General features: G+C 65.6%; 21 protein-coding genes. 12 read left to right on the forward strand and 9 right to left on the reverse strand.

Features of this window, described 5'->3' with window-relative positions; all coding sequences use genetic code 11:
- Position 1: 1 nt before the first annotated feature.
- Both RM463_RS01350 and RM463_RS01355 read right to left on the reverse strand, forming a co-directional pair.
- A complete protein-coding gene (locus RM463_RS01350; protein ID WP_311428672.1) occupies positions 2-1,414 on the reverse strand; it encodes a cytochrome ubiquinol oxidase subunit I in 1,413 nt (470 codons plus the stop codon).
- A 231-nt stretch (positions 1,415-1,645) separates the two neighbouring features.
- Positions 1,646-2,629, reverse strand: coding sequence for a calcium/sodium antiporter (locus RM463_RS01355; protein ID WP_311428673.1), 984 nt, complete (start codon positions 2,627-2,629; stop codon positions 1,646-1,648).
- 183 nt (positions 2,630-2,812) lie between these two features.
- Here RM463_RS01355 and RM463_RS01360 point away from each other — a divergent pair, with 183 nt between their 5' ends.
- The 8 genes from RM463_RS01360 (at position 2,813) to RM463_RS01395 (ending at position 11,306) form a co-directional block, all read left to right on the forward strand.
- A complete protein-coding gene (locus RM463_RS01360; protein WP_409229220.1) occupies positions 2,813-4,174 on the forward strand; it encodes a PqiA/YebS family transporter subunit in 1,362 nt (453 codons plus the stop codon).
- Positions 4,171-5,844, forward strand: coding sequence for an intermembrane transport protein PqiB (pqiB, locus tag RM463_RS01365; RefSeq protein ID WP_311428674.1), 1,674 nt, complete (start codon positions 4,171-4,173; stop codon positions 5,842-5,844). Before RM463_RS01360 ends, pqiB begins: the two co-directional genes overlap by 4 nt.
- 21 nt (positions 5,845-5,865) lie before the next feature.
- On the forward strand, positions 5,866-6,501 hold the full coding sequence (locus RM463_RS01370; protein ID WP_311428675.1) for an ABC-type transport auxiliary lipoprotein family protein: 636 nt from the start codon (positions 5,866-5,868) through the stop codon (positions 6,499-6,501).
- 151 nt (positions 6,502-6,652) lie between these two features.
- Positions 6,653-7,975 (forward strand): DEAD/DEAH box helicase, encoded by a 1,323-nt coding sequence (locus tag RM463_RS01375; RefSeq protein ID WP_311428676.1) that lies wholly within the window; start codon positions 6,653-6,655, stop codon positions 7,973-7,975.
- Between the two features lie 69 nt (positions 7,976-8,044).
- On the forward strand, positions 8,045-8,599 hold the full coding sequence (locus tag RM463_RS01380; protein WP_311428677.1) for a hypothetical protein: 555 nt from the start codon (positions 8,045-8,047) through the stop codon (positions 8,597-8,599).
- Positions 8,586-9,797, forward strand: a complete 1,212-nt coding sequence (locus RM463_RS01385) for an MFS transporter (RefSeq protein WP_311428678.1) — start codon at positions 8,586-8,588, stop codon at positions 9,795-9,797. The genes RM463_RS01380 and RM463_RS01385 overlap by 14 nt, the downstream gene beginning before the upstream one ends.
- A gap of 92 nt (positions 9,798-9,889) precedes the next feature.
- Positions 9,890-10,945 carry an asparaginase gene (locus RM463_RS01390; protein ID WP_311428679.1) on the forward strand — a complete coding sequence of 352 codons (1,056 nt, stop codon included), beginning with the start codon at positions 9,890-9,892 and terminating at the stop codon, positions 10,943-10,945.
- Positions 10,946-11,069: 124 nt separating this feature from the next.
- Positions 11,070-11,306, forward strand: a complete 237-nt coding sequence (locus RM463_RS01395; RefSeq protein ID WP_195687158.1) for a DUF2789 domain-containing protein — start codon at positions 11,070-11,072, stop codon at positions 11,304-11,306.
- Positions 11,307-11,470: 164 nt separating this feature from the next.
- On the opposite strand, the gene yegQ is transcribed toward RM463_RS01395, so the two are convergent.
- Entirely contained in the window at positions 11,471-12,895 is a 1,425-nt protein-coding gene (gene yegQ / locus RM463_RS01400; RefSeq protein WP_195687159.1) for a tRNA 5-hydroxyuridine modification protein YegQ, read from the reverse strand.
- A 225-nt stretch (positions 12,896-13,120) separates the two neighbouring features.
- Here yegQ and queC point away from each other — a divergent pair, with 225 nt between their 5' ends.
- The 4 genes from queC to RM463_RS01420 are packed head-to-tail and all read left to right on the forward strand — an operon-like array spanning position 13,121 to position 15,673.
- The gene (queC, locus tag RM463_RS01405) at positions 13,121-13,873 is read left to right on the forward strand and encodes a 7-cyano-7-deazaguanine synthase QueC (RefSeq protein WP_311428680.1); all 753 of its coding nucleotides are present in this window, start codon (positions 13,121-13,123) and stop codon (positions 13,871-13,873) included.
- Positions 13,873-14,517, forward strand: coding sequence for a 7-carboxy-7-deazaguanine synthase (queE, locus tag RM463_RS01410; RefSeq protein ID WP_311428681.1), 645 nt, complete (start codon positions 13,873-13,875; stop codon positions 14,515-14,517). Before queC ends, queE begins: the two co-directional genes overlap by 1 nt.
- Complete coding sequence (locus RM463_RS01415) at positions 14,517-15,362, forward strand: 6-carboxytetrahydropterin synthase (RefSeq protein WP_311428682.1); 846 nt, start codon at positions 14,517-14,519, stop codon at positions 15,360-15,362. The genes queE and RM463_RS01415 overlap by 1 nt, the downstream gene beginning before the upstream one ends.
- Positions 15,363-15,394: 32 nt before the next feature.
- Entirely contained in the window at positions 15,395-15,673 is a 279-nt protein-coding gene (locus RM463_RS01420; protein ID WP_311428683.1) for a YkgJ family cysteine cluster protein, read from the forward strand.
- Positions 15,674-15,678: 5 nt separating this feature from the next.
- Here RM463_RS01420 and RM463_RS01425 read toward each other — a convergent pair whose 3' ends face one another.
- The 6 genes from RM463_RS01425 to pheA form a co-directional block, all read right to left on the reverse strand.
- Positions 15,679-15,972, reverse strand: coding sequence for a hypothetical protein (locus RM463_RS01425; protein WP_311428684.1), 294 nt, complete (start codon positions 15,970-15,972; stop codon positions 15,679-15,681).
- A gap of 257 nt (positions 15,973-16,229) precedes the next feature.
- Positions 16,230-16,610 (reverse strand): histone-like nucleoid-structuring protein, MvaT/MvaU family, encoded by a 381-nt coding sequence (locus RM463_RS01430; RefSeq protein WP_195687164.1) that lies wholly within the window; start codon positions 16,608-16,610, stop codon positions 16,230-16,232.
- A 349-nt stretch (positions 16,611-16,959) separates the two neighbouring features.
- Entirely contained in the window at positions 16,960-18,636 is a 1,677-nt protein-coding gene (gene rpsA / locus RM463_RS01435; RefSeq protein WP_195687165.1) for a 30S ribosomal protein S1, read from the reverse strand.
- Between the two features lie 180 nt (positions 18,637-18,816).
- Positions 18,817-19,521, reverse strand: a complete 705-nt coding sequence (gene cmk / locus RM463_RS01440) for a (d)CMP kinase (RefSeq protein WP_311428685.1) — start codon at positions 19,519-19,521, stop codon at positions 18,817-18,819.
- Positions 19,518-21,827 carry a bifunctional prephenate dehydrogenase/3-phosphoshikimate 1-carboxyvinyltransferase gene (locus RM463_RS01445; RefSeq protein WP_311428686.1) on the reverse strand — a complete coding sequence of 770 codons (2,310 nt, stop codon included), beginning with the start codon at positions 21,825-21,827 and terminating at the stop codon, positions 19,518-19,520. The genes cmk and RM463_RS01445 overlap by 4 nt, the downstream gene beginning before the upstream one ends.
- 12 nt (positions 21,828-21,839) lie before the next feature.
- Positions 21,840-22,931: a prephenate dehydratase gene (gene pheA, locus RM463_RS01450; protein ID WP_311428687.1), complete on the reverse strand. Its 1,092-nt coding sequence runs from the start codon at positions 22,929-22,931 to the stop codon at positions 21,840-21,842.

The following is a 22,931-nucleotide window of genomic DNA, read 5'->3' on the forward strand; positions in this document are numbered from 1 at the left end:
ATCACTGCCTCCAGGTTGGGGCCGCATCGTCATCGAAGCGGGCATTGGCTGCCGAGAAGGGCCGCTTGGCGTGGGGCGAAGGATCGGCATCGTCACCCGATTCGGGCAGCATGCCCTGGCGCACCACGCGAGTGAGATAGTAGAGGCCGCAGGCGAACACCACGGCATAGACCGTCATGTACCCGATCAGGGTAAACAGTGCCATGCCACCGGTCAGCGACGGGGTGACCCCCTCGGCGTGGGTCATGAGTCCGTAGACCAGCCAGGGCGCGCGGCCCGTTTCGGTCACGAACCATCCGGCCAGCACCGCGATAAAGGGCGTTACGCTCATCAGCCGCAGCACCTGCAGGTAGCCTCGCTGCCGATAGAGGCGGCCGCCACGACGCAGCCACAGCCCCACCAGGGAGACACCGATCATCAGCACGCCCAGACCGACCATGACCCGGAACGACCAGAACACCAGCCATACCGTCGGCTGCTCATCCTCCGACACCTCGCTGAGACCCGGAACCTCGCCATCGACATGGTGAGTCAGGATCAGGCTGGCCAGGTTCGGAATGCCGATCTCGAAGCGATTGTCCTGGGCCGCCTGGTCGGGCCAGGCGGCCAGCAGCAGCGGCACATTGGTATCGGTCTCCCAGTTGCCTTCCATGGCGGCGACCTTGGTGGGCTGGTGCTCCAGGGTATTGAGGCCGTGGAAATCACCGATCACCGCCTGGGTGGGCGTCAGCACGAGCAGCAGCCACAGGCACATGGAGAGCGCCCGGCGGTTGGCTTCGACATCGCGGCCGATCAGCAGGTACCAGGCGCTGACGCCCGCCACCACGAAGCCACCGGTAACGAACGAGGCCATCACCTTGTGGGAGAAGCGCCAGGGGAACGACGGGTTGAAGATCGCCGCCGACCAGTCGGTGATATGGAACCGGCCATCGATCAGCTCCGCGCCGGCCGGGGTCTGCATCCAGCTATTGGCGGAGAGGATCCAGAACGACGAGATGAAGGTGCCCAGCGCCACCATGATCGCGGCGAACAGGTGCACCCCCTGGGGCACCTTGCCACGCCCGAACAGCAGCACCCCGAGGAAGGCCGCCTCCAGGAAGAAGGCCGTGACCACCTCATAGCTGAGCATCGGTCCGATAAAGTTGGCGGTGGCATAGGAGAAGTTGCTCCAGTTGGTGCCGAACTGGAACGACATGACGATGCCCGATACCACGCCCATGCCGAACACCACCGCAAAGACTCGGGTCCAGAACTGCGCGAGGCGGTCCCAGGCGGGGTGTTCCGTCTTGTAGAAGAGGCCGTTGAGCACGGCAATGTAGGATGCCAGGCCGATGGTGAACACCGGGAAGATGGCGTGAAAGGAGACCACAAAGGCGAACTGCAGTCGCGACAGCAGAAGAGGATCCAGTTCCATGGCGCTTGCCTCGTTACGCTGTTAACTCGAGAAGGTCGCAAGGGGGTGCATGGATGCACGCCTCCTGGACACCTGGGAACAGTCAAAGCCTAGCAGGTCCGAGTGAAACGAGGGCCGCGATCAGTCGGCCACCGCTACCCACTCGGTTTCCTATCAGCATACGCTCATTCACCAGTGACCCACAGTGTAAGAAGCCTTTCAGGGGGGAGTCGCATTGTCGCAGTCGCCGGGTCAACCACCCCCGCCGCTCACCACCAGGTTCACCATCCAGCCGGTGTACCCCAGGAACATCGCCAGCAGCGCCGCCCCCTCGAGGCGGTTGATGCGCCCCTCTCGTCCACGCCAGCCCATGGCGAAGAGCGCCATCATGAGCGTCATGACGGTCATCAGGCTCCAGTCGCGCAGCAGCACCTCGGCGCCCACCTCGATGGGATGAATCACCGCCGCCAGGCCCACCACTCCGAGAGTGTTGAAGAGGTTGGACCCCACCACATTGCCCAGCACCAGATCATGCTCGTTGCGACGAAGCGCGCTGACCGATGAGGCGAGCTCGGGCAGCGACGTACCCACCGCCACCACGGTGAGCCCGATGATCAGGTCGCTGACCCCGAGGCCCTGGGCGATGGCCACGGCACCCCATACCAGGACTCGCGAGCTGACCACCAGCAGCACCAGGCCGACACCGGTCCAGACCAGACCCGCCTTCAGGCTCATGGGGTGAACCGTCAGGCTCTCCTCGGTATCGGCGGCCAGCGAATCCGAGCCCTCGTGGCGGGCACGCCAGATACTCCCTCCCATGAAGGCGGCCAGCAGGACCAGCAGCAAGCCCCCTTCGAGACGACCGATGACGCCTCCCCACATCAGCAACGCCGACAGCAGTGTCGCGACGCCGAGCACCGGCAGTTCGCGACGCACCACCGAGGAGTGCACCGTCAGCGGCGCGATCAGCGCCACCAGCCCAAGGATCAGACCGATATTGGCGATATTGGAGCCGTAGGCGTTGCCCAGCGCCAACCCGGGGTTACCCTGCCCCGCCGCCAGCGCCGAGACCACCAGCTCCGGCGCCGAGGTACCGAAGCCGATCACCAGCATGCCGATCAGCAGCGGCGACAGCCCCAGGCGGCCCGAGGTTGCCGCCGCGCCATCGACGAAACGCTCGGCGCTCCACACCAGCAGGATCAACCCTGCCACTACCGCCACCGCGGGTAGGATCATCGTCTCGTTCCCGTTACATTCATATGTGCATGTTGAAAAATGGCAGTGCCCGTGGTGACGTGTCACACTTTCCGTTAGCCCACGGCCCGGCGCAGTGTACGCCTGCGCCGCCCTTCGAGTGAAGCCGCGCCCCAGGAGAGATCAGCCCCCTTGGCCACGCCCTCTATTCCCCTTCGCCAACGCCTGACCACCCCGCCGCTGCTGCAGGGTGAGGCACCACGCGTCGAGCGCACGCCGCCGGAGAGCCGCGCGCGCCGCCGCCTGCGCGCCTGTCAGGAGTGCGACTGGCTGGTCGCCCTGCCACCACTGCGCCCCGGCGAGAAGGCCGACTGCCCACGCTGCCATCACATCCTGGTGACCCGCCATTTTCGTCCCGTCCAGCGAAGCCTGGCCCTGGCGCTGGCCGCCCTGATGGCTCTGGGCCTGGCCCTGGCCTTTCCCTTCCTCAGCTTCAGTGTGCGGGGCATCGGTAATCGCATCGAGCTGACCCAGACCGCGACGACACTGATCGGCTTCCACCAGCCGATAGTGGGCGGTGCCGTGCTCCTGACCATCGTGGTACTGCCCGCGATCTATCTGGCCGGGGTGATCTGGCTGCAGCTGGGGCTGCTACGCGACACCCCGCTACCGGCCAGCCGAACGATCGCGCGCTCCCTGGCACACCTCACCCCCTGGATGATGGCCGATGTCTTTATCATTGGCGCCCTGGTGAGCCTGATCAAGATCGCCGGCATGGCCGACATCGACCTCGGCGTGTCGTTCTGGTCGTTCTGCGCCTTCGCCCTCCTGTTGCTGCTGACCACCCAGTCGCTGGATGCCGACTGGATGTGGTTCTCGCTGGCCGGCGAACCGCGTGCACCGAAGGGGGCCCGCACCGGCGAGACCGCGGCCCCTCAGGGCCTCACCGGCTGTCACACCTGCGGGCTGGTCGGCCGCCTCGATGCCGGCGGTCATGGCCAGTGTGAGCGCTGCGGCGAGACACTGCATGCGCGGCGTTCATATAGCCTGCAGCGCACCTGGGCGCTGTTGGCAGGCGCGTCGATCATGTATATCCCGGCCAATGTCTATCCGATCATGACCACCACCAGCCTGGGACATAGTTCCCCCTCGACGATTGTCGGCGGCGTCGTCGAGCTGATCGGCATGGGCTCCTGGCCGGTCGCCGCCGTCATCTTCATCGCCAGCGTGATCGTGCCGGTCGGCAAGCTGATGGCCCTGGCCTGGCTGTGCCTGATGGTCAGACGCAGCAGCGAGCTCAATGCGGCGGCCCGCACACGGCTCTATCGCGTCACCGAATTCATCGGTCGCTGGTCGATGATCGATGTCTTCGTGGTCGCCATCCTGGTGGCGCTGATTCGCGCCGGCACGCTGATGTCCATCGAGCCGGGGCCCGCCGCCCTGGCCTTCGGCGCCGTGGTCGTGATCACCATGCTGGCCGCCATGACCTTCGACCCCCGACTGATCTGGGACACGCCGACGCCCTCTGAGACAACGGCGTCTCGGCCGCCCCTCCATGGACGACACCCTGAAGGAAGCTCTGGATGAGTGAAGAGACTCCGCGCCATGACGACGCCACCCCGCAGCACCATGCCCGGGCAACGCCCCAGGCACGCGTCTCGCCGATCTGGATCGTGCCCATCGTGGCCCTGTTGATCGGTGCCTGGCTGGTCTACGACAACTATCGTAGCCGTGGCCCGCAGATCACCCTGACCATCAGCAACGCCGAGGGCATCGAGGCAGGCAGCACCCTGATCAAGACGCGCAATGTGGAGGTAGGCCGGGTCGAGCAGGTGCACCTCTCCGAGGACCTCTCTACCGCCGTCATCACCGCACGCATGGGACCGGACAACGAGGCGATGCTGGTCGAGGATAGCCAGTTCTGGGTGGTCAAGCCGCGGGTGGGGCGCGAGGGCATCAGCGGCCTGAACACCGTGCTGTCCGGTGCCTATATTCAGCTGCAACCGGGCGAAAGCGAGGTCGAGGCGCGCGAGTTCGAGGTGAGTGACCAGCCGCCCGTGGCACCCGCCGGGGCCGCCGGCCTGCGCATCAACCTGATCAGCCAGCTGGGCAACTCGCTGCGGGTGGGTGACCCGGTCACCTACCAGGGCTATACCGTGGGCCGCGTGGAAGAGGCCAATTTCGACGCCACCACCCGGCGCATGCAGCATCGCGTCTTTATCGAGGCCCCCTACGCCAGCCTGGTGACCGACAGCACCCGCTTCTGGTCGGCCAGCGGCATCGACCTGCGCCTGGATTCCGAAGGCTTTCGAGTCAATGTCGAATCCTTCGAGGCCCTGCTCGGTGGTGGCGTCACCTTCGGCATTCCCGAGGACCTGCCGCTGGGCGGCACGGTGGCCGCCGACACGACCTTCACCCTCTACCCCGACGAGGACACCGCACGCCAGGGAACCTTCAACCGCTATCTGGAATACGTGCTGCTGGTCGACGACTCCGTTCGCGGCCTCACCAAGGGGGCGCCGGTGGAGTTTCGCGGCGTGCGCCTAGGTACCGTGGCCGCCGTGCCCTGGAACTTTACCGCCGAGCAGCCCGGCGGTCGCAACGGTTTCGCCATTCCGGTGCTGATCCGCATCGAGCCCCAGCGCCTGGGCATCGAAAACCAGGCGGTCGACATCGACGAATGGCGGGAACGCTATGAGCGCTTCTTCGAGCTGGGGCTGCGTGCCAGCCTCAAGAGCGGCAACCTGCTGACCGGAGCGCTGTTCGTGGATCTCAACTTCCACAGCGAGCTGGAGGAGGAGTATTCGCCGCTCACCTTCGCCGAGCAGCGCGTCTTCCCCACCACGTCCGGCGGCTTCGCGCTGATCGAGTCCCAGATCACCAGCCTGCTGGCCAAGCTCAACGATCTGGAGGTGGAGCCCCTGCTGGAGGGCCTCGACCGTAACCTCGATGCCTCCGAGGCAATGCTCGCGGAGGTACGCACGCTCTCCGCCTCCCTGAGGGAGCTGGTGGAAGCCCCCGGGACCCGCGACGTCCCGGCCAATCTCAATGCCACCCTGGAGGGGCTGCGCACCACCCTGGAGGGACTCTCGCCCGAGTCATCGGCCTACCAGGAGCTGGTGGGCGCCACCCAGCGCCTGGAGCGGCTGCTGCGTGACCTCCAGCCGGTGGCAAGAACGCTGTCCGACAACCCGCGAGCCCTGCTGTTCGACAGCCTGGATACCGAGGACCCCGTGCCGCGCGCACCACGAGAGTGACTACCCTCAGGAGAGCTTGTAATGATGGCAAGAAGATGGATTGGTGCCGCCCTGGCCCCCCTGCTGCTGGCTGGCACGCTGGGGGGGTGCGCCAGCAGCAAGCCCGCGCCCGAGCGCTACACATTGCCAGAAGCCACTCTGCCCCAAACCACTCTGCCAGAGGCCGCCCAGCAGGGTGCGGCGGGAGCCGAAACGCGCTATCAGCTGCAGGTTGCCACGCCACGACTCGCCGACTACCTGGATGTCGAGGGCATCGTCATGCAGATCGACGATATCACCCTGGTGGAAGCCCGCGGTCATCAGTGGGCCGAAGCCCTCGGCAAGCAGCTGCAACGCGGCCTGCGCGACCGCCTGGCGCAGCGGCTTCCCGATACCCGGGTCCTGCTCGACGGCACGGCCCCCCGCGAGGCACACGCCCTGAGTCTGGCGCTGGAGATCGACCGTTTCCAGGGACGTCACGATGGCCGGGCCATCATCGGCGGCCGCTGGCGCCTGCATGCCGCCGACGGCAGCCTGCTGGCGATGCAGACCCTGGAGCTCGAGAACGTCCTCGAGGCCGATGGTTATCCTGCGCTGGTCCGCGCCCTGGGCCGAGGCTGGGACAGCGCGGCCGACGAGCTCGCCGCGGCCGTTCGCGGCACACGCCGACAAGAGTAGCTGCGCCCAAGCCCGGAATCTGGCATAATGCGCATCGCGGCACATCAGCGAGTCCCTCCTGCCGCGCCATGACCCCGAATCTTTCACACCCCGGCCCGGGACTGGCTGCGCACGATCGCGCGGCGCGGCCGAGGTGTTCTGCGGAGACCGCATGACCTTTTCCGAACTCGGCCTGCGTGCCGAACTGCTGAACGCCGTCGAGGCACAAGGCTACACCACCCCGACTCCCATCCAGCAGCAGGCGATCCCCGCCGTGCTCAAGGGCGGGGACCTGCTGGCCAGCGCCCAGACCGGCACCGGCAAGACCGCCGGCTTTACCCTGCCGATGCTGCAGCGCCTGGCCGACGGCCCACGTCCCGGCAAGCGTCAGGTGCGCGCCCTGGTGCTGACACCGACCCGTGAGCTGGCCGCTCAGGTGGGCGAGAGCGTGGCCGACTATGGTCGCCTGCTGACCCTGAAGAGCCACGTGATCTTCGGCGGCGTCGGCCAGCAGCCCCAGGTCGATGCCATTCGCCCGGGCCTCGATGTGCTCGTTGCCACCCCGGGACGTCTGCTCGATCTGCAGCAGCAGAAACACGTCGACCTGTCGAAGGTGGAGATCCTGGTGCTCGACGAAGCCGACCGCATGCTCGACATGGGCTTCATTCACGATATCAAGAAGATCCTGCGGGTCCTGCCCGAGAAGCGTCAGAACCTGCTGTTCTCGGCGACCTTCTCCAACGAGATCCAGGCGCTGGCCAACAAGCTGCTCGATGATCCCAAGATGATCGAGGTCGCTCGCCGCAATACCACCGCCGAGCTCGTCGACCAGACGATCTACCGTGTCGACCGCGAGAAGAAGCGCGAGCTGCTGGCCCACCTGATCACCGAGCACGACTGGCATCAGGTACTGGTCTTTACCCGCACCAAGCACGGTGCCAACCGTCTGGCCGAACAGCTCTCCAAGCAGGAGATCCCGGCCATGGCGATCCATGGCAACAAGAGCCAGTCCGCGCGCACCAAGGCCCTGGCTGCCTTCAAGACCGGCGACCTGCAGGTGCTGGTGGCTACCGACATCGCCGCCCGCGGCCTCGATATCGAAGAGCTGCCCCACGTGGTCAACTTCGAGCTGCCCAATGTCGCCGAGGACTATGTCCACCGTATCGGCCGCACCGGCCGTGCCGGCAGCGAGGGCCAGGCGGTGTCGCTGGTCTGCGTCGACGAACACGGGTTGCTCAAGGGCATCGAGCGATTGATCAAGCGCGACCTCGAGAAGCGCATCGAGCCCGGCTTCGAGCCCGACCCCAATGCCAAGCCGGAGCCCATCGAAAACGGCCGCAATCGTCGTGGCGGTGGTGGACGCGGCGGTAATGGCCAGAGGCGCGGTGGCGGTGGCCAGAACCGCGGGCAAACGCAGGGCCGTGGCGCCGAGCAGCCAGCGGGAACGCGTCGCCGGCGCCGCGGAGGCAGCGGCGGCGGTCGTCAGCAGGCCTGACTCGGTAGTAGCAGATAGCATCACAATATGTGAATATATCTCTTACTCTCCTGACAGTGTCACTCAACCATGCTCAAACAACTGTTTGGCAAACAACCTATTGATATCTGGGTTATCAAGCAGGTCGACCATGACCTGCTGCATCTCTGTGGTCGTGGGACCCTGGCCGCCAAGCCGAATCGCAAGGCGGTGATGGCCGCGCTGGCCGAGTCTCGCTACACGGGCCCTGTGACCATGGCCCGTGGTGGTCGAGCCGTGCTCAACGCTCGACTCTTCCAGGCGCTGGTGCCGCTGGGTGAGCTACAGCTGCTGTCCGATGGCCGGGCCCGGTGGCAGGGCCGCGACTGGCAGGTTGCCCAGGTTCCCCAGCGCTGCTGGCTCTTCGAGGGTCGCCTGGTGGCCCAGCCCGACCCGCTGAACGGTGGGGGCGCACTGGTCAGCGTCGAGGATGTCACCGATATCCTGCACCAGGTGAAACAAGAGATGCCCCACCATCTTGGCAGGGTGGTCTTTCGGCCCGAGAACCAAAACGAGGAGCATCCCCTCCTGGCCCCCCGCAGGGAAGAGCAGCGCCTGGGACTGCGACCCAAACAGGCCTGGGAGTGGCGCCATGACCGCGACTAGGCGGGACTCCACCGTCAGCCTGGGACTGTTTATCTCCCTGATGGTACTGGTGGGCCTCAACCTGCGCCCTGCCCTCTCCTCCCTGGCCCCGCTGCTGACTCGTGTCCAGCAGGACATGGGGCTGTCGCCCTTGGCCATCGGCACCCTCACCACGCTACCGGTTCTCTGCCTGGGGCTGTTTGCGCCCATGGCCCCCTGGCTGGCCAAGCGCCTGGGACCCGAGCGGGCCCTGGCCGCCGGGCTGATACTGCTGGCCGTGGGACTGGCGCTGCGTGGCATTCCCGTCATCGCCACGCTCTTTATCGGCACGCTGATGGCGGGCGCCGCCATCGGGGTGGCTGGCACCCTGCTGCCGGCGCTGGTCAAGCGCGAGCTCCCCGCGGGGGCCGATCTGATGACAGGCGTCTACACCATGGCGCTGTGCCTGGGCGGGGCCCTGGGGGCGGGCTTGAGCATTCCTCTGGCCGACTGGCTGGGAGCGTGGCATCTGGGGCTTGCCAGCTGGTCGGCGCTGGCGCTCATCGCCCTGGTGGCCTGGCAGACCCTGGCTCCCCGCCGCGATGAGGCGGCGCTGCCCAGCGGCGGCGGTTCGATGCGCGCGGTGCTGACCCAGCCCCTGGCGTGGCAGGTCATGCTGATGATGGGGCTGCAGTCATCCCTGGCCTATATCGTCTTTGGCTGGCTTCCCACCCTGCTGGTGGCCCGTGGCTACGGAGAAGCCGAGGCCGGCTGGATGATGGGCGCCTCGGTGATGGTGCAGTTGCCCGCCGCCCTGGCCGCCCCCTGGCTGGCACGCCTGGCCCGGGATCAGCGTCCCGCCCTGCTCCTGGTACTGACGCTGGTCGCCTCGGGATTCTGGCTGCTGCTGCAGGGGGCACCCTCGCTGCGCTGGGTCGGCGTGGTCCTGCTCGGCCTGGGCCAGGGGGGCAGCTTCAGTCTCGCCCTGACGCTGATCGTATTGCGCACCGGCAACTCGCGCCTGGCCGGCAAGCTCTCCGGCCTTGCCCAGGGCGGTGGCTACACGCTGGCTGCCATGGGCCCGCTGGGGGTAGGCGTGATGCTTCAGCTCGACCTGGGGCTCGGCAGCATCACCGGCGTGCTGCTGGCGATCTGTGCGTTAGCGGCCACCTTTGCCCTCTTTGCCGGTCGCAACCGCCGCCTGGAGATCGACAATGATGGCCAGGTGGTCACCCGATAGCGACCAGACGCTCTGATCATGCCCCTGTGCCACCAGGATATCGGCCACACGCCACTCACATGATATCGGCCACAGCCACTTAGGAGCCGCCCATGAGCACGCCTGACTCCCGACGGCCTCGCCCCCTGCTGGTGATCTACACCGGCGGCACCCTGGGGATGCAGGAGACGCCCAGGGGACTGGCCCCGGGCGGCAATATCGAAGCCCGCCTGGCACGCGCCCTGAGGGGCCTGCCGGCGGGCAGCGTCGCCGAACTGCCCGCCTACGAGCTGCTCTCCCTATCGAACCCCATCGACTCCAGCGCGGCCACCCCCGCCGACTGGTCGCGACTGGCCGCGATCATCGCCGCGCGCTACCGTGACCATGCCGGCATCGTGGTACTTCACGGCACCGACACCCTGGCCTGGAGCGCCGCGAGTCTCGCCTACCAGCTGCAGGGCATCGACCGCCCCGTGGTGCTCACCGGCGCCATGAAGCCCCTGGAGGCGCCGGACAGCGACGCCGCCGGAAACGTCGCCCTGGCACTGCGCTTCGCCGCCAACCCGGCACTCCAGGAGATCGCCATCGCCTTCGGGGGAAGGCTGCTCCGCGGTGTATGTGCCCGCAAGTGGCATACTCGCGATGCCATCGCCTTCGAAAGTCCCAACGCCCCGCTGCTCGGCGAGCAGATCGCAGGCACCGCCAGGCATTATCCCGAACATGGCCTTGACCAGGAGAAAGATATCGCGCCGCGCTTTGAGCTGCCCGATTATGCGCCGCTTGGCGACGGCGGCGTGGCACGCATCGCGCTGTGGCCTGGCATCAGCACCCGCCAGCTGGCGGCCTGGTTCAACGACCCACGCCTCAAGGGGGCACTGTTCGAGGTGTGGGGAGCCGGCAACCTGCCCCACGATCCTGCCCTGCTGGAACAGCTGACCCGAGCCAGCGCTGACGGCAAGCTGATCGCCGCCATCAGCCAGTGCCCCCATGGCACCATCAGCCCGGGGGACTATGCCGCCGGCCAGGGGCTCACCGATGCCGGGGTGCTGGCGGGTGGAGCCATGACTCCCGAGGCGGCCCTGACCAAGCTGGTTCACCTGCTCGCCCAGCCGCTGGAGGATGCCGAGCGGCGACGTCGCTTCCTTGCGCCACTGGTGGGAGAGCGTTAGCGCCACCGACTCGGGAGCGTTGACGCGCCTCAGGCAGAGAGCGCGACAAATGGCTATGGTGGGGGTGCATGCTTCGCGGTCACCATCGGCTGACCGCCCCACTGACCCAGCCGGGGACACCAACATGGAACATCCCGACCACCCCTTCAGCGAACTCTTCGAACAGCTCGGGCTCGCTTCGGACCCCGATTCGATCAAGCGCTTTATCGACCGCCACGCCCCCATCCCCGAGGAGACGGCCCTGCCCGATGCCGCCTGCTGGAACGAAGGACAGGCGGAGTTCCTGCGCGAAGCGATCGAGGAGGATGCCGACTGGGCCGAGGTGGTCGATCACCTCAACGCCTCACTGCGCAAGGGGTGACATCCCACCCGAATGATCGCCATATACGCCGCGAGCCCACTCCCTGGAAAGGGGTGGGCTCGCATCGTCTCTCACCTGCATGACGCCGGGATGAGCGCCTCGCCGCCCATCCCGGCATTGGGGAGAGGTGGCGCCGACTGGCTCTTTACCGCAGCAATCCCTCGTCAGCCGAGATCGCGCATCAGCAGCGCAAACTCGATTCGCTCCGGAGCGATCGCCTCGCCGGGCACCGGGATGCGCACCACATGACCCGAACCGGGGGCGGCGCCGACGGATTCACCGCGCCTGTTCTCGATATGCTCGAGGACGAAACGACGATTGCCACCCGGTAACATCAGTTCCATGCCATCCCCCACCTCGAAGCGGTTCTTGACGTCGATCTCGAGAACGCCGCGATCGGGGTCGTAGCCGATCACCTCGCCGACAAACTGCTGGTGCACCCCCACGGAGTTGCCACGCTCATAGTTCTGATACTCGTCGTGGACATGGCGTCGATAGAAGCCCTCTGTGTAGCCGCGGTTGGCGAGGTTGTCGAGTTCATCCATCAGACGCATGTCGAAGGGACGGCCCGCCACGGCGTCATCGATGGCCCGACGATAGACCTGGGCGGTGCGCGCCACATAGTAGTGGGACTTGGTACGCCCCTCGATCTTCAACGAGGAGACCCCCATCTCGGTGAGCCGCGGCACATGCTGCACGGCGCGCAGATCCTTGGAGTTCATGATATAGGTGCCGTGCTCATCCTCGAAGATCGGCATCAGCTCACCGGGGCGTGTGGCATCCTCGATCAGGGCCGAGAGCTCATCCTGCCCCTCTACCCCGCCGGCCGTGGCCGTGCTGTGGCGCGTGCTGCCACCGCCCGATGCGATCAACCCGCCCTGGCCACCCCCCTGGCCCGGTGTCCAGACACCGCTGGCGGCATGGGCCGCGGCCGAGTTGGCCGGCACCAGGTCGCCAGTCTCGTCGTGGGCCGCCGCCACGGTGTTGTACTGCCAGCGGCAGGCATTGGTGCAGGTACCCTGGTTGGGGTCGCGGTGATTGAAGTAGCCCGAGAGCAGGCAGCGACCGGAGTAGGCGATGCACAGGGCACCGTGCACGAAGGTCTCGATCTCGAGATCGGGGCACTCGGCACGGATCTCGGCGATCTCCTCGAGCGACAGCTCGCGAGAGAGAATGATTCGGCTGATCCCCTGCTGCTGCCAGAAGCGGGCCGCCGCCCAGTTGACCACGTTGGACTGCACCGAGAGGTGAATCTCCTGCTCGGGCCAGCGCTCGCGAATCATCATGATCAGGCCAGGGTCGGACATGATCAGCGCATCCGGCCCGGCCTCGATCACCGGCTCCATATCGCGCAGATAGGTCTTCAGCTTGCTGTTATGCGGCGCAATATTCGAGGCCACGTAGAACTGCTTGCCCCGCTCATGCGCATAGGCGATGCCCTTGTGCAGGTTATCGAGCTTGAAATCGTTGTTGCGCACGCGCAGCGAGTAGCGCGGCTGGCCGGCATAGACCGCATCCGCGCCGTAGGCGAAGGCGTAGCGCATGTTCTTGAAGGTGCCCGCGGGGGACAGCAGTTCAGGGGCTTGCATGGGGATCACCGTTGTCAGGACGATGGCACCCTCGACGGCGTCTGGCCGCAGGGATGCAAGGGGATGAAAGGCGCGAAAGTGTAGCAACTCACGCCGATCCTGGCCAGAATCCCCCGCCTTGCGTAGACTAGGCGGCCTTCCGGACCGGACCCCGGCCAAGGTCCCGACGCGCCCGACAGATGGTGCGACGGGACGGAAAAATTCTCCGACTCATCAGGTATCCCCATGACCCAACCCGACTCCCCGGCCACCGTGGTGATCTACTCCGGTGGCATGGACTCCTATACCGTGCTGCACCGTGCCCTGCGCGAGGGCCGCCGGGTACACGCCCTCTCCTTCGACTACGGCCAGCGTCATTCCCGCGAGCTCGAGGTCGCCCGCCGAGTCTGCCAGCGGCTCGGCGTGCCCCATCGGGTGGTCGACATCACCGCCATCCATGGCCTGATCGACGCCTCGGCACTGACCGATGCCAGCCGTACGCTACCGGAGGCCGACTACGAAGAGACCAGCCTTCAGGACACCGTGGTGCCCAACCGCAACATGATCCTGCTCTCGCTGGCCATCGCCAAGGCGGTGAACATCGGCGCCGACCGGGTCGATTACGGTGCCCATGGTGGCGACCACGTGCTCTACCCGGACTGCCGACCCGAATTCGTCGCGGCCATGCAGGCCGTGGCCGGCCTCGCCCACTTCACACCGATCGCCGTTCATGCGCCCTACCTGCACCACGACAAGGCCGCCATCCTCGCCGATGGCCTGGCCATGGGACTCGACTATGCCGAGACCTGGACCTGCTACCGGGGGGAAGCCCTGGCCTGCGGGCGTTGCGGCAGCTGCCGGGAGCGCCTGGCGGCCTTCGCCGCCAACGGGGTGCGCGATCCGCTGAGCTATTCCCAGCGGCCCGACGCCGCCGCCGATGATCAGCAACCCGACCCCGCCGCCTCCCCGGCCCTACGCTCTGCCACAGGAGATCACTGATGTATCAGGTCAAGGAGGCCTTCTACTCGCTGCAGGGCGAAGGCGGCCAGGCCGGCCGCGCCAGCGTCTTCTGCCGCTTTTCCGGCTGCAACCTCTGGTCGGGTCGCGAGGAGGACCGGGCCCGGGCAGTGTGCCGCTTCTGCGATACCGACTTTGTCGGCACCGATGGCCAGAACGGCGGGCGATTCGCCTCGGCCTCGGCACTGGCCGACCACCTGGTCGCCCTGTGGCCGGACGCCCCCGGCACGGCCACGCCGCAGGTGATCTTTACCGGAGGCGAGCCGCTGCTGCAGCTCGACGCCCCCCTGATTGCCGCCATGCATGCCCGCAATTTCGATGTCGCCGTGGAGACCAACGGCACTCTGCCGGCGCCGCCTGGCATCGACTGGCTGTGTGTCAGCCCCAAGGGCACCGCCCCGCTCGTCCAGGCCTCGGGCGACGAGCTCAAGCTGGTCTACCCCCAGGCCGAGGCGCTGCCCGAACAGTTTGTCGACCTGGACTTCCGGCACTTCTTCCTGCAGCCCATGGACACCGCTCCCCGAGGAGTCGTCGGCGACACCCTGTCCGAGACCGTGGCCTACTGTCTGGCCAACCCCCAGTGGCGGCTGTCGCTGCAGACCCACAAGATTGCGGGGATCGACTGATGACACTGTTCGTCAACCGCCTCACCCATCTCGACGTTTCCCTGTGGTGTCCCAGCCGAGGCCTGATCGGCGCCAGCTGGTCCGTGGATGCCGAGCTCGACGGCGAGCTCGGCGAGGATGGCATGCTATTCGACTTCGGCGAGGTGAAGCCGTGGATCAAGACGCGGCTCGACCGGGACGCCGACCACACCCTGCTGGTACCTACCGCGGCCGCCGGCATCAGTGTGCACGACTGCGACGAGGGGCTCTGTGTGCGCACCGAGACTCCCTATGTCATGGAGGTCCGTGGCCCTCGCCAGGCCTTCACCCTGCTGCCCTGGGATGCGATCACCCCGAGCCGACTGGCCGAGCAGCTGGCCGCCGAGCTGTCGCACGAGCCACCGCCGCGGGTTGAGGCCATTCGACTGACACTGCGCGAAGAGACCATCGAGGGGGCAAGCTACACCTATAGCCATGGCCTCAGGCGCCATGCCGGCAACTGCCAGCGCATCGCCCACGGCCATCGCTCGAGACTCCATATTTGGCAGGATGGCCGGCGCCAACCGGCGCTCGAAGCCGACTGGGCCTCGCGCCTGTCGGATCGCTACCTGGTGGACGCGGCCGACGTGACCGAGGGCCTGGGCGCCTCCTCTCTCGGCCGGCTGACCAGCCGTTACACCGCCGAACAGGGGCACTTCATGCTGACCCTGCCTCGGGAGCGCTGCGCGGTGTTGCCGAGCCCGACCACGGTGGAGCATATCGCCGCCTGGCTCGCCGGCGTGATCAGCCAGGAAACCGGTCGAGCGACTCGAGTGCAGGCCTTCGAGGGTGTCGACAAGGGCGCCGTTGCCACGGCCCGGCCATAAGCGAGCCGCTCCACAGTCGCGAGGAGAGCATCATGCAACAGGCACAGGAGACGCCGGGGTGTCGCCCCGGCTGCGGGGCATGCTGTATCGCCCCCTCGATCACCTCGCCCATACCCGGCATGCCGGAGGGCAAGCCAGCCGGGACACGCTGCGTACAGCTGGACGAGCATAACCTTTGTCGGCTGTTCGGTGATCCCTCTCGGCCGGCAGTTTGCCGGCTATTCGACTATGACGCCGAACTGTGCGGCCATCATCGCCACCAGGCGCTGGAGCGTATCACGGCACTGGAGCTATCCACCCGAGAGGCGTGACGCCCTCAGGCATTCGACTCGAAGTGCTGCAGGGTTTCCAGCAACTCCCTGACACGTTGTGACGAGAAGTCATACTCCGCCATCAGTGCCTCGAGTCGTTGTTCAAACCCTTCGGGGGCCGTTGTCGTCCCAGCCATATCCTCTGCATCGGAAGACTCGAGCGCCAGTTCGGCAGCAGGCTCGGCTGCAGGCGTGGTGTCCAGCGCGCGCAGAGCCTCGGCAAAGGCATCGTCGAGTTCCCGAAACTGGCGCAGTTTATCGCGCTCACCCATGGCTTTGCGTGGTGTCTGTTGTTTCATTGGTGGTCATCTTAAAGCGGGCGAAATGAGGCGTGCATGGCACATCGCCCGATTGGAGAAGCGTCGATTATACTCGCATTCAGCGCGCTCGCTAAAGCCATCATGCTCCACACGCCAGAGCCAGCCCCAGGGAATGACTCCAGCCCAGCGGCTCGCCCTCCCGTTCAAGAGCAGACTGCGGCCTGATGGCGGGATACACGAACGGCGCCCACAGGCGCCGTTCGCAAGAGCCGGTCTCTGCCGTTCACGCCAGAAACCTAGTCTTCAACACGCACCAGCCAGGACTCGACGGTGTCGGGACCGAACTCATCCTTCCACGCCTTGAGAGTCTTCTGGTTACCACCGCGAGTCTCGACGACTTCTCCGGTATTGGGGTTCTTGTAGATCTTCAGCTTGCGCTTGCGACGCGTGCCGGTGGAAGCGGTTGTCGCCGCCTTGGTCCCGGAAGTTGCCGGCTTGGGATCGAGCAGTGCAATGACCTCGGCTGCACTCTTGCCATACTCCTTCATCAGCGACTCGAGCTTTTCCTTGAACTCGAGCTCGCTCTGTAGGCGCTTATCATTTTGCAGCTTATCAAGATTGGCCTGGAGCTCCTTCAACTGCTGCTCCATCTGCATATATTCGTTAAGAAGAGACATGGGAATGTTTCCTTGGAAATTACGACGGGATGCAAGGGGTGTATATTATGCGCGTTAATCTCGATCCTTGGCAATAGTCTGGTTGAATTGATCAGCCAGTACAAGCCGTCGCAATTAAATACTTCCACCGACACTCAAGCTCAACAGTAGTGGCAAGCAAATAAATCCCCAGGATAATGAACTCTCCTTGGCAAATAACTTTACGAGTTCATGGCACCACTATTCAGCAGAGACTCCGAGAGACCGGAGCTCGCCCATCATCTCGATCATCGAGAGGGGAAATATCTCGTATAAAAAAACCGCCGCCCCGTAGGGCGGCGGTCTTGGCGGATCGGAAAGCGTTATCCGATCAGTCCTGACCCATCTGCTGCTTGATCAGGTCACCGATGGTGGTCGGGCCACCACTCTCGGGAGCCTCTTCACGCAGCTTCTTCAGGTTCTGACGAGTGTCGTCCTGATCCTTGGCCTTGATGGAGAGGTTGATCTGACGGTTCTTGCGATCCACACCGATGATGCGAGCCTCGACGCTGTCACCCTCGTTGAGGACGTTGCGAGCATCCTCGACGCGGTCGGCGCTGATCTCGGAGGCCTTGAGCACGGCGATGACATCGGTCGCCAGCTCGACTTGGGCTTCCTTGGCATCGACCTCGATCACACGACCGGTCACCACAGTGCCCTTGTCGTTCACGGCCAGGAACTCGGCGACCGGATCGGTGTCCAGTTGCTTGATGCCCAGGGAGATGCGCTCGCGCTCCGGATCGATGGAGAGGATCACGGCCTCGGCCTCGTCGCCCTTCTTGAACTGGCGAACCGCTTCTTCGCCGGTATCGGTCCAGGAGATGTCGGAGAGGTGCACCAGGCCATCGATGCCGCCTTCCAAGCCGATGAAGATACCGAAGTCGGTGATCGACTTGATGGTACCGGCAACGCGATCGCCCTTGTTGTACGTGGCGCTGAAGGTCTCCCACGGGTTGGCGGTGCACTGCTTGATACCCAGGGAGATACGACGACGCTCCTCGTCGATGTCCAGCACCATGACGTCCACGTCGTCGCCGACCTGCACCACCTTGGACGGATGGATGTTCTTGTTGGTCCAGTCCATCTCGGAGACGTGAACCAGACCCTCGACACCCTCTTCCAGCTCGGCGAAGCAGCCGTAGTCGGTGAGGTTGGTGACGGTGGCGTGAACCTTGGTGCCTTCCGGGTAACGATCCTTGATGTTGACCCACGGATCCTCGCCCAGCTGCTTCAGACCCAGAGACACACGGTTGCGCTCGCGGTCGAACTTGAGGACCTTGACGCTGATCTCGTCACCCACGGCCACGATCTCGCTCGGATGCTTGATACGCTTCCAGGCCATGTCGGTGATGTGCAGCAGACCGTCGACGCCACCCAGATCGACGAAGGCGCCGTAATCGGTGAGGTTCTTGACGATACCCAGGATCTGCTGGCCTTCCTGCAGAGTCGCAAGCAGGGCCTCACGCTCGGCGCTGTTCTCGGCCTCGAGGACGGCACGACGGGAAACGACAACGTTGTTGCGCTTCGGGTCGAGCTTGATGACCTTGAAGTCGAGCTCCTTGTTCTCGAGGTGCGTGGTGTCGCGCACCGGACGCACGTCGACCAGGGAGCCCGGCAGGAAAGCACGGATGGAGTCGACATCGACGGTGAAGCCACCCTTGACCTTACCGTTGATCACGCCCTTGACGATCTCGTCCTTCTCGAAGGCAGCTTCCAGCACCTTCCACGCTTCGGCACGCTTGGCCTTCTCGCGGGACAGGCGAGTCTCGCCGAAACCGTCTTCAACGGCTTCCAGGGCGACGTGGACTTCGTCACCGACGGCGATGGCCAGCTCACCGTTCTCGTCACGGAACTGGGCCGAGGGGATCTGACCTTCGGACTTCAGGCCGGCATTGACGGTAACCCAGTCACCCTCGATGTCGACAACGGTAGCCACGACGATGGCGCCCGGCTCCATGTTGATGTCCTGGAGAGACTGTTCAAAAAGTTCAGCAAAGCTTTCGCTCATGATGTTCCTACGTGATCAACGTTAAAGTGCGGCAGGGCCGCTTCCTCCGCACCACCAGCGAGTGCGGGCCTTATTCACCAAACCCCCGGAGATGTTGGCGCTGGTTCGACCTGGCTCGGCTCTCGGCAAACGGTGCCGAGCCACGTCATCACATGCTGCCGGAGGCGCCGCAAGGGAGTTTCAGGCGTCGGGGAGCAGACCACGCTGGGTCAGCAGCTCCGTCAGCCGATCCACCACTTCCGGTATCGTCAGGCGCGTGGTATCAAGCGTGATGGCATCTTCTGCCGGCTTGAGTGGCGCCACGCTGCGCTGCATGTCGCGGGCGTCGCGCGCCTGAATCTCCTTCAAAAGACTCGATAGACTAGCATCCACACCGGCCTCCCGCAACTGGGCCTGGCGACGATGGGCCCGCTCCTCGGCACTCGCGGTGAGAAATATCTTCAGAGGTGCATCGGTGAAGACCACGGTGCCCATATCACGGCCATCGGCCACCAGCCCCGGGGACTGGCGGAAGTCACGCTGGCGACTCAGCAGTGCCTCGCGGACCGCCGGCAGCGCCGCCACACGGGAGGCTGCATCGCCCACCTGCTCGGTGCGGATGGTAGTGGTGGCATCGCTGCCCTCGAGCATCACCCGGGTGGCGCCGCCTTCGGCGACAAACACCACCTCGAGATGGCGCGCCACCTCGGCGAGACTCGCCTCATCATCCAGGGAGACGTCATGCTTGCCGGCAGCCAGTGCCGTGAGTCGATAGAGGGCGCCGCTGTCGAGCAGGTGCCAGCCCAGGCGTTCAGCCACCAGGCGGCTGATGGTGCCCTTGCCGGCACCACCGGGGCCATCGATCGTCAATACCGGCGCCTGGGGGCTGGTCTGGGAATCGCTCATGCCCCCTCCTCGCCGCTCTCTTCCGTGAGTGTCAGCCCCACCTTGCGCGCCAGGTCGACGAACCCGGGGAAGGAGGTAGCCACGTTGGCACAGTCATCGATGATGATCTCTTCGCTCGCCCGCAGCGCAGCGATGGCGAACGACATGGCGATGCGATGGTCCTCGAGGCTGTCGATACGGCCGCCACCATAGTTGGGACCCTCGGCACTGCCTCCACCAACGATATCGATGCCATCGGGGTAGAGGGTGTGCTCGACGCCGATGGCGGCCAGCCCGTCGGCCATCGCCTGCAACCGGTCGGACTCCTTGACACGCAGCTCTTCCGCGCCGCGCAGACGCGTGGTTCCCCGGGCATTGGCCGCGGCAATAAACAGCGCCGGAAACTCGTCGATGGCCAGGGGCACCTGCTCCAGCGGAATATCGATGCCCTGCAGCGGCGCATGACGGATATGCAGATCGGCTACCGGTTCGCCCCCTACCTCGCGCTCGTTCTCCAGGCGCAGATCGGCTCCCATCAACTTGAGGATATTGATCACGCCGATACGAGTCGGGTTGATGCCCACATGCTCGAGCACCAGATCCGAGCCCGGGGTTATCGCCGCGGCCACCAGGAAGAAGGTCGCCGAGGAGATATCGCTGGGCACATCGATGGGCGCCGCGGTGAGACGACCACCACCGGAGAGCCAGCAGGTATCCCCATCACGGTGCACCGTATAGCCGAACCCGGCCAGCATGCGCTCGGTGTGATCACGGGTCGGGGCCGGTTCGCTGACCCGGGTCTCCCCCTCCGCATACAGGCCGGCGAGCAGCAGGCAGGACTTCACCTGGGCACTGGCCATGGGCATGTCGTAGGTGATGCCCTTGAGCGGACGACCACCATGGAGTCGCAGCGGCGGTCGCCCCCCCTCGGCGGTGTCGATCTCGGCCCCCATCAGGCGCAGCGGGTCGGCCACCCGGTTCATGGGACGCTTGGTCAGGGAGGTATCGCCGGTGAGCACGGTATCGAAGGCCTGTCCGGCCAGAAGCCCGGCGAACAGGCGCATGGCGGTACCGGCATTGCCGACATACAGGGGGCCAGAGGGCTTCTTGAGGCCGTGCAGGCCGACCCCATGGACGGTGACTCGTCCCTGGTTTGGCCCCTCGATGGCCACCCCCATCTCGCGGAATGCCTGAAGGGTCGCCAGACTGTCCTCTCCCTCCAGAAACCCCTTGATCTCGGTGATCCCCTCGGCCAGGGCGCCGAGCATGATGGAGCGATGGGAGATCGACTTGTCGCCGGGAACACGAATGCGCCCGACCACGGCACCACCGGGGCTCATCCGGTAGCGCAGATTACCTTGCTGTTGCATCTGATATTCCGCCTGATAGCTGGTCTTGTTGAGCAGGGATTCGAAGTAGTGCCGAGCATGGCTGGCGCGATCGAAGATCGCCAACATGGCGTCACCATCACCACGCTCCACGGCATCACGCAGGCGTGCCACGCCGGCCTCGAAGTCATCGAGGGAGGCGAGCACGGCATCACGATTGGCGGTGAAGATGTCACGCCACATGACGGGGTCGCTGCCGGCGATACGCGTGAAGTCACGAAAGCCACCGGCGGCATAGCGAAAGATCTCCAGGCGCTCATCCTGGCGCGCCAGCGTGTCCACCAGCGAGAAGGCCAGCAGATGTGGCAGGTGGCTGGTGCGAGCCAGCACCTGATCGTGGCGCTCCACCTCCATCTCCAGCACGTCGGCACCACAGGCGCCCCACAGCGCCTGTACGCGGGCCAGCGCCTCGGGGTCGGTATTCGGTTCGGGCGTGAGGATCACCTTGTGGCCGATATAGAGCTCGGGGTCGGCCGCGGCCACGCCGCTCTTTTCGGAGCCGGCGATGGGGTGGCCGAGCACCAGGTTGGCCGGCATCCGACCGAAGACCTCCAGCGCACAGTCGCGGATGGCCGCCTTGGTACTGCCCACATCGGTGATCACCACGTCGCCGGCGGCGTCACCCAGATAGCGGGCCAGCTCAACCATCACGCTGCGCATGGCCAGCACCGGCACGGCCAGCACGATCAGCGAAGCACCGTCGACCACCCTTTCGAGGCGAGTATCACCGCGATCGATCAGCCCCATCTCGAGGCCGCGCCGAATCTCGTCCGGATCCGGATCACAGGCGACGATCTGCTCAGCCGGCCCGAAGCCGCCGGCACCGTCGCTGTCGCGACGGCCGTAGCCACTGGCTCTCAGGGCGGCGGCCAGCGAGCCACCGATCAGGCCGAGCCCGACGATCAGGATGCGAGACTCCTCGTGCTTGCGCGTCACCATCGATGCCATGCCCTAGAGCACGCCGACGGGGTAGGACCCCAGCACCTTGACCTCGGCGGCGCGCAGGCGCACCTCCTCCAGCACCGCGGCCACCCGGGGCTCCTCGTGATGCCCCTTGAAGTCGATAAAGAAGACATAGTTCCACACGCCGCTGCGCGAGGGACGGGTCTCCAGGCGCGTCATGTCGATCTGATGGCGATGGAAGGGCTCGAGCAGATCATGCAACGCCCCGGGCTGGTTGCGCATGGCCACCACGATCGAGGTCTTGTCGTCGCCGGACATGGGCACATCCTGATTGCCGATAATCAGGAAGCGCGTGGAGTTGTCCGGACGGTCCTCGATCTTCTCGGCCAGGCGGGTCAGGCCGTAGAGCTTGGCCGACATGTCGCCGGCGATCGCCGCGCTGTGCCACCCGGTCTTGACCAAGCGTGCCGCCTCGGCATTGGAGGAGACCGGCACCCGCTCGGCCTGGGGATAGTGGGCATCCAGCCACTTGCGGCACTGGGCGAAGGACTGCGGATGCGAGTAGATCCGCGACACCTTGTCACGCCGGGTGGTCTCGCCCACCAGCAGGTGATGGTGGATTCGCAGCACCACCTCGCCGCAGATACGCAGGCCGGAATCGATGAAGGAGTCCAGGGTGTGGTTGATCACGCCCTCGGTGGAGTTCTCCACCGGCACCACCCCGTAGTTGACCGCCCCGGCCTCCACCTCACGAAACACTTCGTCGATGGCGGCCATCGGCAGGCTGATGGCACTCTCGCCGAAGTGCTTGAGGGTCGCCTGCTGGGTAAAGGTACCCTCGGGACCGAGATAGGCGACCTTGATGGGCTGCTCCAGCGCCAGACAGGCCGACATGATCTCGCGGAACAGCCGGGCCACCTCCTCGCTATCCAGCGGCCCCTTGTTGAGCGCCATGATACGACGCAGCACCTGGGCCTCGCGCTCGGGGCGATAGAACACCGCCCCGGCATCCTCGGCGGTCTTGACCTGGGCCACCTGCTGGGCGCACTGGGCGCGCTCGTTCATCAGCGTCAGCAGCTGGCTGTCCAGATCATCGATGCGGCTGCGCAGCGCATCGAGATCGATGGGGGAGTCGCTCAT

This window comes from Halomonas sp. LES1, from assembly GCF_031846005.1.
Lineage (GTDB): Bacteria > Pseudomonadota > Gammaproteobacteria > Pseudomonadales > Halomonadaceae > Halomonas.

What these genes read in the sequence shown, in the direction of transcription:
- RM463_RS01350 (WP_311428672.1), bottom strand. Translation starts at nt 1,414, where the DNA reads ATGGAACTGGATCCTCTTCTGCTGTCGCGACTGCAGTTCGCCTTTGTG.
- RM463_RS01355 (WP_311428673.1), bottom strand. Translation starts at nt 2,629, where the DNA reads ATGATCCTACCCGCGGTGGCGGTAGTGGCAGGGTTGATCCTGCTGGTG.
- pqiB (WP_311428674.1), top strand. Translation starts at nt 4,171, where the DNA reads ATGAGTGAAGAGACTCCGCGCCATGACGACGCCACCCCGCAGCACCAT.
- RM463_RS01370 (WP_311428675.1), top strand. Translation starts at nt 5,866, where the DNA reads ATGATGGCAAGAAGATGGATTGGTGCCGCCCTGGCCCCCCTGCTGCTG.
- RM463_RS01375 (WP_311428676.1), top strand. Translation starts at nt 6,653, where the DNA reads ATGACCTTTTCCGAACTCGGCCTGCGTGCCGAACTGCTGAACGCCGTC.
- RM463_RS01380 (WP_311428677.1), top strand. Translation starts at nt 8,045, where the DNA reads ATGCTCAAACAACTGTTTGGCAAACAACCTATTGATATCTGGGTTATC.
- RM463_RS01385 (WP_311428678.1), top strand. Translation starts at nt 8,586, where the DNA reads ATGACCGCGACTAGGCGGGACTCCACCGTCAGCCTGGGACTGTTTATC.
- RM463_RS01390 (WP_311428679.1), top strand. Translation starts at nt 9,890, where the DNA reads ATGAGCACGCCTGACTCCCGACGGCCTCGCCCCCTGCTGGTGATCTAC.
- RM463_RS01395 (WP_195687158.1), top strand. Translation starts at nt 11,070, where the DNA reads ATGGAACATCCCGACCACCCCTTCAGCGAACTCTTCGAACAGCTCGGG.
- yegQ (WP_195687159.1), bottom strand. Translation starts at nt 12,895, where the DNA reads ATGCAAGCCCCTGAACTGCTGTCCCCCGCGGGCACCTTCAAGAACATG.
- queC (WP_311428680.1), top strand. Translation starts at nt 13,121, where the DNA reads ATGACCCAACCCGACTCCCCGGCCACCGTGGTGATCTACTCCGGTGGC.
- queE (WP_311428681.1), top strand. Translation starts at nt 13,873, where the DNA reads ATGTATCAGGTCAAGGAGGCCTTCTACTCGCTGCAGGGCGAAGGCGGC.
- RM463_RS01415 (WP_311428682.1), top strand. Translation starts at nt 14,517, where the DNA reads ATGACACTGTTCGTCAACCGCCTCACCCATCTCGACGTTTCCCTGTGG.
- RM463_RS01420 (WP_311428683.1), top strand. Translation starts at nt 15,395, where the DNA reads ATGCAACAGGCACAGGAGACGCCGGGGTGTCGCCCCGGCTGCGGGGCA.
- RM463_RS01425 (WP_311428684.1), bottom strand. Translation starts at nt 15,972, where the DNA reads ATGAAACAACAGACACCACGCAAAGCCATGGGTGAGCGCGATAAACTG.
- RM463_RS01430 (WP_195687164.1), bottom strand. Translation starts at nt 16,610, where the DNA reads ATGTCTCTTCTTAACGAATATATGCAGATGGAGCAGCAGTTGAAGGAG.
- rpsA (WP_195687165.1), bottom strand. Translation starts at nt 18,636, where the DNA reads ATGAGCGAAAGCTTTGCTGAACTTTTTGAACAGTCTCTCCAGGACATC.
- cmk (WP_311428685.1), bottom strand. Translation starts at nt 19,521, where the DNA reads ATGAGCGATTCCCAGACCAGCCCCCAGGCGCCGGTATTGACGATCGAT.
- RM463_RS01445 (WP_311428686.1), bottom strand. Translation starts at nt 21,827, where the DNA reads ATGGTGACGCGCAAGCACGAGGAGTCTCGCATCCTGATCGTCGGGCTC.
- pheA (WP_311428687.1), bottom strand. Translation starts at nt 22,931, where the DNA reads ATGAGCGACTCCCCCATCGATCTCGATGCGCTGCGCAGCCGCATCGAT.